This is a genomic window from Fodinicola feengrottensis (genome assembly GCF_010993775.1).
GTDB classification, from domain to species: domain Bacteria; phylum Actinomycetota; class Actinomycetes; order Mycobacteriales; family HKI-0501; genus Fodinicola; species Fodinicola feengrottensis.
On sequence record NZ_WOTO01000003.1, the window covers coordinates 150,718 to 162,387 of the forward strand.

The 11,670-nt window shown below is 67.6% G+C and carries 7 protein-coding genes and 3 pseudogenes; 7 read left to right on the forward strand and 3 right to left on the reverse strand.

Annotated features, from left to right (window positions below; translation table 11 throughout):
• Positions 1-257: 257 nt before the first annotated feature.
• The 3 genes and pseudogenes from GNX96_RS03585 to GNX96_RS03595 form a co-directional block, all read left to right on the forward strand.
• Positions 258-944: pseudogene (locus GNX96_RS03585) on the forward strand (Rossmann-like and DUF2520 domain-containing protein); the annotation flags it as partial.
• Positions 945-1,152: 208 nt separating this feature from the next.
• On the forward strand, positions 1,153-2,013 hold the full coding sequence (panC, locus tag GNX96_RS03590; RefSeq protein ID WP_313885573.1) for a pantoate--beta-alanine ligase: 861 nt from the start codon (positions 1,153-1,155) through the stop codon (positions 2,011-2,013).
• Between the two features lie 14 nt (positions 2,014-2,027).
• Entirely contained in the window at positions 2,028-2,792 is a 765-nt protein-coding gene (locus GNX96_RS03595) for a type III pantothenate kinase (RefSeq protein ID WP_163566988.1), read from the forward strand.
• Between the two features lie 108 nt (positions 2,793-2,900).
• Here GNX96_RS03595 and GNX96_RS03600 read toward each other — a convergent pair whose 3' ends face one another.
• A complete protein-coding gene (locus GNX96_RS03600; RefSeq protein WP_163566989.1) occupies positions 2,901-3,686 on the reverse strand; it encodes a class I SAM-dependent methyltransferase in 786 nt (261 codons plus the stop codon).
• Between the two features lie 51 nt (positions 3,687-3,737).
• Between GNX96_RS03600 and lysS the strand changes: the two are divergent.
• The 4 genes and pseudogenes from lysS (at position 3,738) to GNX96_RS03620 (ending at position 9,581) form a co-directional block, all read left to right on the forward strand.
• A pseudogene (gene lysS, locus GNX96_RS03605) lies at positions 3,738-5,261 on the forward strand (lysine--tRNA ligase).
• Positions 5,262-5,600: 339 nt separating this feature from the next.
• Entirely contained in the window at positions 5,601-6,026 is a 426-nt protein-coding gene (locus GNX96_RS03610) for a hypothetical protein (RefSeq protein ID WP_279579270.1), read from the forward strand.
• A gap of 304 nt (positions 6,027-6,330) precedes the next feature.
• Positions 6,331-6,681, forward strand: a complete 351-nt coding sequence (locus GNX96_RS03615; protein ID WP_163567080.1) for a histone-like nucleoid-structuring protein Lsr2 — start codon at positions 6,331-6,333, stop codon at positions 6,679-6,681.
• Positions 6,682-7,028: 347 nt separating this feature from the next.
• Positions 7,029-9,581 (forward strand): annotated as a pseudogene (locus GNX96_RS03620) (ATP-dependent Clp protease ATP-binding subunit).
• On the opposite strand, the gene GNX96_RS03625 reads toward GNX96_RS03620, so the two are convergent.
• Both GNX96_RS03625 and GNX96_RS03630 read right to left on the reverse strand, forming a co-directional pair.
• Positions 9,539-10,717: a polysaccharide deacetylase family protein gene (locus GNX96_RS03625; RefSeq protein WP_163566991.1), complete on the reverse strand. Its 1,179-nt coding sequence runs from the start codon at positions 10,715-10,717 to the stop codon at positions 9,539-9,541. The pseudogene GNX96_RS03620 and the gene GNX96_RS03625 sit on opposite strands and share 43 nt — an antisense overlap.
• Positions 10,718-10,822: 105 nt before the next feature.
• The gene (locus GNX96_RS03630; RefSeq protein WP_163566992.1) at positions 10,823-11,659 is read right to left on the reverse strand and encodes a polysaccharide deacetylase family protein; all 837 of its coding nucleotides are present in this window, start codon (positions 11,657-11,659) and stop codon (positions 10,823-10,825) included.
• Positions 11,660-11,670: the final 11 nt, after the last annotated feature.

An 11,670-nucleotide genomic window follows, 5' to 3' on the forward strand; every position in this document is an offset into this window, starting at 1 on the left:
CGGGCGGGTGGACGAGGCTCGCTGTCGCGGCCGTCGAGAAGGCCGGTCACCTGCCCTTCATGGAGCGGCCCGCTCCCACCCGAGACCTGGTCACCGCCTTCGCCGCAAAGGTCTGACCTTCGACGCTCCCGGAAGAGAGGTCGAGTTCGCGATCGGGTTGTGACACGCCGCACGTACGAGTGGGTGTTGCGATCGGCGACGGCCCGCGCATACTGGCGGCCTGACCGGTACCCGGAACGAACGGACTGGATCACGCCATGACTGAACCGCCGGGCCATTTGAGGATCGGCATCGTCGGAGCCGGCCGCGTCGGAGTGGCGTTGGGCGCGGCGCTGATGCGAGTGGGCCACCACGTGGTCGCGGCCTCCGGAGTCTCGGACGCGTCCCAGCGGCGAGCCGAACAGTTCCTGCCGGGCGTACCGCTGTTGCCGGTCCCGGAAGTGGTCGCCGACGTGGATCTCGCGCTGCTGACGGTCCCTGACGACGTGCTCCCGGGGCTGGTGTCCGGGCTGGCCGAGACTGGTGGGTGGCAGCCGGGCCGGCTGGTCGCGCACACGTCCGGGGCGCATGGGCTTGGTGTGTTGGCGCCGGCCGCGTGGGCCGGGGCACTGCCGATGGCGCTGCATCCGGCGATGACGTTCGTCGGGCGACCCGAAGACGTGGACAAGATCGACGGAGTGGCTTTCGGGGTGACCGCTCCGGAGCCGGTGCTGCCGGTCGCCGAGGCGCTGGTGCTGGAGATCGGCGGCGAGCCGATCCCGATCGCGGACGAGTTCCGGCCGCTCTACCACGCGGCGCTGGCGACCGGCGCGAACCACCTGGTCACGCTGGTCACCGAGGCCGCCGACCTGCTCCGCCGAGCCGGCGTTGGGCAGCCTGAGCGGCTGCTCGGCCCGTTGCTGGGCGCGGCGCTGGACAACGGGCTGCGGCTGGGCGACGCGGGGCTGACCGGGCCGGTTTCCCGCGGTGACGCCGACACCGTGCGCACGCATCTGGACACACGCTGGCCGCGCACGCGCCGGAGACGCTCGCCGGCTATGTGGCGATGGCCCGCCGGACGGCCGACCGGGCGATCGCGTCCGGCCGGCTCGCGCCCGAGGACGCGGAGCGGCTGCTGGATGTGCTGGCCGCCCGGTCCAACGGTGCCCGCGCGTGACCGGGCAGATCGGTGCGCCGGCGGAACGGTTGCTGACGCCTCCGGTCGTACGCGATCGGGACGCCCTCGCGGCTGCCCGCGACCGGCTGCCGGGTCCGGTGGCGGTGGTGATGACGATGGGTGCCCTGCACGCCGGCCATGCCGCTTTGCTGCGCCAGGCGCGGGCCAGGGCAGCCTCGGTGATCGCCACGATTTTCGTCAATCCACTGCAGTTCGCGCCCACCGAAGACCTCGACCGCTATCCGCGTACGCTGAAAGCCGACCTGGAAATCTGCGTGCGGGAACAGGTTGATCTGGTTTTCGCGCCGACCGCCGCGGTGATGTATCCGGCCGGTCCGCCGCAGGTCCGGGTGCAGCCGGGTCCGCGTGGGGAAATCCTGGAAGGCGCCTTTCGTCCCGGATTTTTCGGCGGTGTCCTGACAGTCGTCTCCAAGCTGTTGCATCTGACCGCTCCCGATGTCACGTTTTTCGGGGAAAAGGACTATCAACAGCTGATGATGGTCCGCCAGCTGGTCACTGACCTGAGCATGGACATTGAAGTCGTCGGGGTGCCTATCGTACGCGAGCCGGACGGTTTGGCTCTGTCCAGCCGAAACGCGTACCTGTCGCCCCGCGAACGCCGTTCCGGTTTAGCGCTGTCAGCGGCCTTGCGGGCTGGCGTGGCGGCGTCCGGTCAGGGCCCGGTCGCAGTGCTGGCGGCCGCAACCGCGGTGTTGGCCGCCGAGTCCACTGTGGACGTTGACTACTGCGAGTTGACCGATCCATCGCTCGGCCCGCCGCCAGCGAAAGGGCCGGCGCGATTGCTGATAGCCGCCAAGGTTGGCGCCACCCGGCTGATCGACAACACACCGCGTTGAAGCTGGGGCGCTAAGTGCTGCTCTGCATCGACGTCGGCAACACCCAGATCGTGCTGGCCACCTTCGACGGCGCGAAACTGGTGCACTCGTGGCGGATGCGTACGGACGCGCGCCTCACCGCCGACGAGCTGGCACTGACCTTTCGCGGCCTGCTCGCGGCGGACAGCGTCGACATCACCGGAATCAGTGCCTGCTCAACCGTGCCGGCCCTGCATCGCGAGCTCAATGTCATGCTTCGCCGCTACTACCAGGACATTCCGACGCTGGTGGTGGAGCCGGGCGTACGCACCGGTGTCGCGCTCAACGTCGACAATCCGCGCGAGGTGGGCACCGACCGGGTGGTCAACACCCTCGCCGCCTACACCCTCTTCGGCGGCCCGGCGATCGTGGTGGACTTCGGTACGTCCACGAATTTCGACGTGGTAGGACGAAAAGGAGAGTTCCTCGGCGGCGCTTTGGCGCCTGGTATCGAGATTTCCCTGGACGCGCTGGCCTCTCGCGCTGCCCAACTGCTGAAAGTGCCACTGGTCGCACCCCGCGGGGTGATTGGCAAGAACACCGTCGAGGCGCTCCAGTCGGGAATGCTCTACGGCTTCGCCGGCCAGGTCGACGGCATCGTCACCCGGATCGCCGCCGAACTCGGCACCCCGATCCCGACCGTCGTCGCCACTGGCGGCCTCGCCCCGCTGGTCGTCTCCGAGAGCGCCACCATCACCCACCACGAGCCGGCTCTCACCCTGATCGGCCTCCGCCTCGTCTACGACCGCAACTCTCCGTAGCCTCCTGAAGTCGCATGGATTTTCGTCGAGTGTGGGACTTTGTTCCGCGCTCGACGTCGAGTGTGGGTTAAAGTCCCGCACTCGACGCCAGCCGAGCGCAACTCTCCGTCAGGTGCGGGTGGAGCGGTACGTGGAGGCGATGTACGGCAGGTCGAGTTGTTGTTGTTGCGCGTCGACGGGCGCGTTGCGCAGCACCAGGGTCTGTACGCGGCCCAGCAGCGCGTCCCGCTGTGGGGTGTCCAGGGTGGCCACCGTCGATCGGGACCGAAGCAGGTCGAGCAGGTCGGTGATGGTCAGCCGCTGCTGGTGATGGAAGCGCTCGTGTTCGGGAACGTTGAACCACGGCCCCAGGTCCCGCTCACTGCCAGCGCCGTTGAAACCGTTGCCGTTGAAGCCGTTGCTCGTACGGTCGTACGCGTCCAGCTCGCTGCCCAGCTGCGCGATCCAGCTGGTCCGCTCGTCCAGCAGGTTCCAGATCAGCCCGAGCGCCCCGCCCGGCCGCAGCACCCGCCGGCCCGGGCCATCTCGGGTTGGCGATGTCCGGGTCGAACCAGTGGTAAGCCTGCCCAACGACCACCGCGTCCACCGCGCCGTCGTCCAGCGGGATGCTCTCCGCGGACCCCCTTCCAGCACCCGGGTCCCGGGCAGCGCGGCCGCGAGCGCCTCCCGCATCGGGGTGCTGGGTTCCACCGCGACCACCTCGAAGCCGAGGCCGGCCAGCACTCGGGTCAGCTTGCCCGTACCAGCGCCCAGGTCCAGCACGGTCCCGCCGGCGGGCACGGTCGCGAGCATCCACTTGACCGCCTCGGCCGGATAGTCGGGCCGGGTCCGCTGGTAGAGCTGCGCAACAGCGCCGAAGGACAGCCGACGACGATCCCATCCCTGACGGTCCATCTCCACACCCTAGAGGTCATCGGAGGCCGGTGGGATGGCTCGAGACGGCCGATGGCTACCCTCGAGTACGTGACTGAGCAGCCCATTTCCGAAGCCGACGACCTGCCAGAGCAGCTGCGGGTGCGCCGGGACAAGCGGGAGCGGATGCTGGCCGAAGGCGTCGAGCCATATCCGGTCGGTTTCCCGCTCACCACCACCCTGGGTGAGCTGCGGCGAAAGTACGCCGACCTGGCGACCGACACCGCGACCGCGACACCGTCGGGGTGGCTGGCCGGGTGATTTTCTTCCGGAACGGCGGCAAGCTCTGCTTTCGCCACCCTGCGGGCCGGTGACGGCACCGAGCTGCAGGTGATGATGATGATCTCTGGCCAAGGTCGGGGAGCAGGCCCTCGCGGACTGGAAGTCGCTGGTCGACATCGGCGACCACGTCGGCGTCCAGGGCGAGGTGATCACGTCTCGGCGCGGCGAGCTGAGCGTGCTGGCGGACAGCTGGGCGATCACCGCGAAGGCGCTCCGGCCGCTGCCAGTGGCGCACAAGCCGATGAGCGAGGACTCCCGCGTCCGCCAGCGGTATGTGGACCTGATCGTACGGCCGGACGCCCGCTCGATGGCCCACATCCGGTCCACCGCGGTGCACGGCCTGCGGGACTCGCTGCACCGCCGCGGCTTCATAGAGTGGAGACCCCCGTTACTGCAGGCGGTTCACGGCGGCGCCACCGCGCGGCCGTTCACCACCCACTACAACGCTTTCGACGTGGATGTCTACATCCGCATCGCGTTGGAGCTGTTCCTCAAGCGCTGCACGGTCGGCGGCATCGACAAGGTGTTCGAGCTCGGCCGGGTGCTGCGCAACGAGGGCGCCGACTCCACCCATTCGCCCGAGTTCACCATGCTTGAGGTCTACGAGGCGTACGGCGACTACAACACGGTCGGCACCCTCACCCGCGAGCTCTACCAGGAGACCGCGCAGGCCGTCTTCGGCTCCACCACGGTCACCCGGCTGGACGGCACCGAGCTGGATCTGGGGGCGGCGTGTGGCCGTCGTTGTCGCTGTACGAGCTGGTGTCCACCGCGGTGCAGGACGAGGTGACGCCGGAGACCTCGGTGGACACCCTTCGGGCGTACGCGGAGAAGTTCGACGTCCAGATCCCGCCGCACGCCACCCACGGCAAGCTGGTGGAGGAGCTGCTGGAGGCGCTCTGCGACGACCAACTGCAGGACCCGGTGTTCGTCCGGGACTATCCGTTGGACACTTCGCCGTTGACCCGGTCGCATCGCAGCAAGCCGGGAGTCACCGAGAAATGGGACCTCTACATCGGTGGTATGGAGGTCGGCACCGGCTATTCCGAGCTGGTCGACCCGGTCATCCAGCGGCAGCGCCTGCTGGAACAGTCGCTGGCCGCGGCTGGCGGCGACCCCGAGGCCATGCAGCTGGACGAGGACTTCATTCGGGCCCTCGAATACGGCATGCCGCCGACCGGCGGGATGGGAATGGGCGTCGATCGGATGCTTCAGGTCTTCACTGGCCGAGGAATCCGGGAAACGATCCTTTTCCCGTTCGTACGACCTGAGTAGTCCCGCTACCCGCTGTCGCCCTATCACCCGTACGCCCGGTTTTACCGGGTGTCGTCGATACCCACTACCCATTTAATGCGGCTTGGGCGATTTTTGGCGAAAGTCATTTACAACACCTATTAGCACGAGGTAGGAAGTTCCCGACCGACACAGCCGCGGTGTTCCAGGTCACAACCCCCCAGCACCGAGAGGAACTTCCGATGAGCAGGACAGCGATCCGGCGGGGCGTCAGGATGTCGTTGGCGGCGGCGGGCGGTTGGCGCCGCGCTGCTGGCGGCACCGGCGGCTTACGGTGGCACTGCGAGTAACTCCAGTGATCTGCTGGCGCCCGGCACCCACGTGCCGGCGTCCGTGGTGACACCGAAGAACTGCGGGTCCATCCCGGGCAACGCGGACGACAACGTGCTGCGGATCCTGCGGGACGTGAGCAACCAGCGGGGCGTCGACGGTCGCGTACGACTGTCCGTCTTCGAAACCGCGTGGGTGGAGTCGCATGCCAACAACCTGAACTGTGGCACCGGCGACTCGATTGGCGTCTTCCAACAGATCCCACGGTTCTGGTGCCCGGAGGACCGCAACAACTGCCTGGACGTGGCGCACGCCGCCAACAAGTATCTCGACCAGGCCATCCCGAACGCGGCCAACAACCCCGGCTGGTCGGCCGGCCGGGTCGCCCAGAGCGTGCAGCGGTCCGCCTTCCCGGACCGGTACGACCAGGCGCAGGGCACCGCTCAGGACCTGATCAACCGTTCCAACGGTCTGTAAACGGATTCTGTATAGATTCTGCGGCCCTCGCCCGATCCGGGTGGGGCCGCTGACCGTGCCCGGCCCGTCGCTGCAGGTGGTAAACGCAGGCAGGGGTAAGCTCCGTCGGCGGGCGGTGCTACCGAGTCGGGACGCGCGCCATGACGCGGACCCGCTGGGCCTGGATGCGTCGCTCACCCGGCGTGAGACCTGACTCGACCGGCGGTTGAGGCCGGCGGCCCTGCCAGGCAGGTGTTCCAAGGATGAGAATGTCCTCAAGAAGCAGTCATTGCCGGACATTCCTGCGGGGAAGGAAATCAACGCGGTGGCGCAGCGTACCGAAATTATCCTCATCGACGATGTCGACGGCGGGAAGGCCGACGAGACCATCCGCTTCGCGCTCGACGGGGTGGCGTACGAGATCGACCTGTCCAACAAGAACGCGGCGAAGCTGCGTGACCAGCTCGCGACGTATGTCAGCGTGGCCCGTAAGGCCGGCAAGGCGCGCGCCCCGACCCGCCCAGCCGTACGCCCGGCGCCGACTGTTCCGACGGTGACCGCGGACCGCGAGCAGAACCAGGCCATCCGGGCCTGGGCCAGGAAGAAGGGCCTCGCGGTCAGCGACCGCGGCCGGATTCCGGCCGAGATCATCGAGCAGTATCACTCGCAGTCCTGACCGCACTTGTGGTCTGTCCGGCCGGTTTCGCTGACGGCGTACAGCAGTCAGGATGGGAACGGCCCAGAACGACGTTGTTCCCGGTGACGGGCTCGCGATTGCCTGTCTGATCGGCTGGTTGCCGGTCGCAAATGACTGTTCTGACGAGTTTGGTATCCAACCCCCGACTAGAGTGTTCAAGACGGGCCCCACACAGGGGTTCGGCGGCCACACGGTGCCGACAGGCGCACCTCCCGGCGCGGCAGTGACGCACTGCCGAGGGGTGGCCAGACGGGCACGCAGTGCCGATGGGCACGACAGGCGCTATGCGGTGCAAGGTGCCGGCTGGCATGTGAGGAGCACGAGGGATGTTCGAGAGATTTACCGACCGCGCACGTCGCGTTGTCGTCCTGGCGCAGGAAGAAGCCAGGATGCTCAACCACAACTACATCGGGACCGAACACATCCTGCTCGGGCTCATCCACGAGGGCGAGGGCGTCGCCGCGAAAGCGCTGGAGTCCCTCGGCATCTCGCTGGAAGGTGTACGCCAGCAGGTGGAGGAGATCATCGGGCAGGGTCAGCAGGCCCCGTCCGGGCACATCCCCTTCACCCCGCGGGCGAAGAAGGTGCTGGAGCTGAGCCTTCGCGAGGCTTTGCAGCTCGGCCACAACTACATCGGGACCGAGCACATCCTGCTCGGCCTGATCCGCGAGGGCGAGGGCGTCGCCGCGCAGGTGCTGGTCAAGCTCGGCGCCGACCTGAACCGGGTGCGGCAGCAGGTCATCCAGCTGCTGTCCGGCTACCAGGGCGGCAAGGAGTCCAGTGGCGGCCCGTCGTCCGAGGGCACTCCGTCGACCTCGCTGGTGCTGGACCAGTTCGGCCCGCAACTACACCCAGGCCGCCCGCGAGGGCAAGCTCGACCCGGTGATCGGCCGGCAGAAGGAGATCGAGCGCCTGATGCAGGTGCTCTCCCGCCGTACGAAGAACAACCCGGTGCTGATCGGCGAGCCGGGTGTCGGCAAGACCGCGGTGGTGGAGGGGCTGGCCCAGTCCATCGTCAAGGGTGACGTGCCCGAGACGCTGAAGGACAAGCAGCTCTACTCGCTGGACCTCGGCGCGCTGGTCGCCGGTTCCCGCTACCGCGGCGACTTCGAAGAGCGCCTGAAAAAGGTGCTCAAGGAGATCCGTACCCGCGGCGACATCATCCTGTTCATCGACGAGATCCATACCCTGGTGGGTGCGGGTGCCGCCGAGGGCGCGATCGACGCCGCCAGCATCCTCAAGCCGATGCTGGCCCGCGGTGAGCTGCAGACCATCGGCGCGACCACCCTCGACGAATACCGCAAGTATTTGGAGAGAAGGACGCCGCGCTGGAGCGCCGGTTCCAGCCGATCCAGGTGGCCGAGCCGTCGCTGGCGCACACCATCGAGATCCTGAAGGGCCTGCGCGACCGGTACGAGGCGCACCACCGGGTGTCGATCACCGACGCCGCGTTGGTCGCCGCCGCGAGCCTCGCCGACCGGTATATCTCGGACCGCTTCCTGCCGGACAAGGCGATCGACCTGATCGACGAGGCCGGCGCCCGGATGCGGATCCGCCGGATGACCGCGCCACCGGACCTGCGTGAGTTCGACGAGAAGATCGCGGACGTACGCCGGCAGAAGGAGTCCGCGATCGACTCGCAGGACTTCGAGAAGGCCGCGAGTCTGCGGGACAACGAGAAGACCCTGCTGAACCAGAAGTCCCAGCGGGAGAAGGAATGGAAGTCCGGCGACCTCGACGTGGTCAGCGAGGTCGACGACGAGCAGATCGCCGAGGTACTGGCGAACTGGACGGGCATCCCGGTCTTCAAGCTGACCGAGGAGGAGACTTCCCGGCTGCTGCGCATGGAAGACGAGCTGCTGCACCGCCGGGTCGTCGGCCAGCAGGAGGCGATCAAGTCCGTCAGTCAGGCCATCCGGCGTACGCGCGCCGGCCTGAAGGACCCCAAGCGTCCCGGTGGTTCGTTCATCTTCGCCGGCCCGTCCGGTGTCGGTAAGACCGAGCTGTCCAAGGCGCTCGCGGAGTTCCTGTTCGGCGACGACGACGCGCTCATCCAGCTGGACATGTCCGAGTTCCACGACCGGTACACGGTCTCCCGCCTGGTCGGTGCGCCTCCCGGGTATGTCGGGTATGACGAGGGTGGCCAGCTGACCGAGAAGGTCCGCCGCAAGCCGTTCAGCGTGGTGTTGTTCGACGAGGTCGAGAAGGCCCACTCGGATGTCTTCAACACGCTGCTGCAGGTGCTGGAGGACGGCCGGCTGACCGACGGTCAGGGTCGCATCGTGGACTTCAAGAACACGGTGTTGATCATGACCACCAACCTCGGGACGCGGGACGTTTCCAAGGCCGTCAGCCTCGGCTTCCAGTCGGGCAACGACCAGGCCAGCAACTACGAGCGGATGAAGCAGAAGGTCCAGGACGAGCTCAAGCAGCACTTCCGGCCTGAGTTCCTGAACCGGATCGACGACATCGTGGTGTTCCACCAGCTGAGCCAGGAAGAGATCATCCAGATCGTGGACATCATGATCGCGAGGGTCTCGACTCAGCTGAAGAACAAGGACATGGGGCTCACGCTGACCCAGAACGCCAGGACCTTTCTGGCCAAGAAGGGTTTCGACCCGGTGTTGGGTGCCCGGCCGCTGCGTCGCACCATCCAGCGCGAGATCGAGGACACGCTGAGCGAGAAGATCCTGTTCGGCGAGGTCCAGCCCGGACAGAACATCACCATCGATGTCGAGGGCGACCCGGAGGTCCCGGACAAGGCCAAGCTCACCTTCGCGACCGGCGACAAGCCGGCCGAGAAGGAACTGGTTTGCGGCCAAGGACAAACCAGCCGTCAGCGTCGCCAAGGCGACCGGCACCGAGTAATCCGCGCTTGACAGCAGAAAGGCCGGGTCCGCGAGGGCCCGGCCTTTCTGCGTACGAGCAACCCCAGCGGACTCGACGTTGTCGTCGGCCGCACGACGAGAATGTCGGGTTCGCGAAGAAGTGCTAGTCCTTGGCGGTCGTCGTCGGGGAGGCATGCGCTTTGGGCGGCGGCCGCGGCGGCCGCGGCGGACTGGGACGCCTGTGCGGCGGCGACGTCCGGGCAGAGCGGGCCGGATATCGGGGTCACCGGCTTGGGCACCACCAGGGACGGGTGCGGGCCGGTCTTGGGGGCTCGGGTCTGGTCCAGGTAGTCGCTGAGCCGGCCGACCGAGTAGCCGGACTGCTGGATCGCCGCCAGCAACGTTCGGTAGTCGTGCTCGAAGTTCTGGGTGAAGTGCATCAGCAGGATCATCCCGGGCTGCAACGGGTTGCCCGCCCCGAACTGATGCTGCGCGATGCAGAGCACGCCGTCGATGACCGACGCCTCCCACATCACCGACACCTGGTAGCCGCACTGCTTCGCGGTCCGCAGGGTGGTCTGGTCGTACGTCCCGTACGGTGGCCGGAACCATTTCGGGGTGCTGCCGAAGATCTGCTTCAGCTGCACCGCGGAGTTGCACAGCTCCGAATGCTGCACCTTCTCCGACCGGCCCTTGAGGCCGCCGTACGGGTGGTTCACGGTGTGGCCCTCGACCCGCGCGCCGTCGGCCACCAGACTCTTGAAGTAGAGCGGGGTCTTGGCGGCGGTCTTGCTGATCAGGAACAGCGTGGCCGGCAGCTTGGTGGCCGCGAACAGCCGCGGCGCGGCCGGGTTCGGGAAGGTGCCGTCGTCCATCGTGATGAAAACGATCTTCTTGTCGGTCGGGATCCGGGTGACCACCGGCACCTCAGGCCCGCTGTCGTTGAGCCGGATCGCGGCCGGCGGCGGGGCCGCCAACGGGATCGTCGGCAGCGGCGCGAGAGCCGGATACGTGACCGCTGGGGGCGGCTCGGCCGACGGGGTCTGCGCGGCCTCGCCGGGATGCCGCAGGTGTGAGGTGAGCGGCACCGCGACCACCAGGACGACCGCTGCGAGAGCGGCCGCGATGGCGACCCACCAGCCCGGCCGCATTTTCCGTCGCGGCGAGGCGGCCGGCGGTTGCGTCATTTCCGGCCGCATTGTTTGTCGGCACCGGGCGGTAAAAGAATAGTCACCAAAACATTCACTGCCATTCCGGTATGGAGTTTCGTTTCTCGCGATGATACGCAGCGCTCACGGAGTCTTTGCGGGGACTGGCAGGTAGTCCTGTAGAACGGCTGGCGTCAGGCCGGCTTTCTTGATTGCCCACAACACCGCGGCGAAGTCACGTACGAAGGCGACCCGGAAGTGCATCAGAATGATGTCGCCGGCATGCACCTTTTGGTCCGGTCGCTGGTAGAAGACCTTGCCGTTGTCGGTGGTTTCCCGCCACAGCACCAGATAGCTCAGCCCGCAGGCGGCCACCATTTTCTGGGTGGTCGAGTTGTAGTCGCCGTACGGCGGCCGGAAAAGCGTCGGGCGCTTGCCGAAAAGTTTCTGATACTTGTCCGCGATGGGACAGATTTCCTGCTTCTGTCGGGCCGCCGAAAGCTTCGGCATCTCCGGGTGGGTCTGGGTGTGGTCCTCGATCCGGGCGCCGGCGTCCTGCAGGCCGCGGAAATAGGCCGGATCGGGATCGACGTCGTTGCCCATCAGGAAGAGCGTCACCGGCACGCCGGCCTTGCGCAGCATCGCGGCGGCCTTCGGGGTTCGTACGGCCCCGTCGTCCATCGTGATGAACGCGACCTTCTGGGTGGTGGTGATCTCGTGCAGCGCCGGCACCTCGCCGGGCGGCGCGGTCAGCTTGGTCGGCTGCGCCGGCGGGGCCGGGTCGAAGGCTGGTACGGCCGGGAGCCCGTCGGCGGTGGAGCCGGGATCGGCCCGGCTGGGCGTGGGACTCGGCTGCACGGTGGGCTGGCCGGCAGCGCTGCCGCTGGGCGTACCCCCGCCGCTGGGCTTGGTGGCGCCGCAACCGGCGGCCAGCAGGCAGATGGACACGAGTGCGGCGGCGACGGCGCGGTGACGGTACACGGATCCCTTTC

What these genes read in the sequence shown, in the direction of transcription:
- GNX96_RS03600 (WP_163566989.1), bottom strand. Translation starts at nt 3,686, where the DNA reads ATGGACCGTCAGGGATGGGATCGTCGTCGGCTGTCCTTCGGCGCTGTT.
- GNX96_RS03625 (WP_163566991.1), bottom strand. Translation starts at nt 10,717, where the DNA reads ATGACGCAACCGCCGGCCGCCTCGCCGCGACGGAAAATGCGGCCGGGC.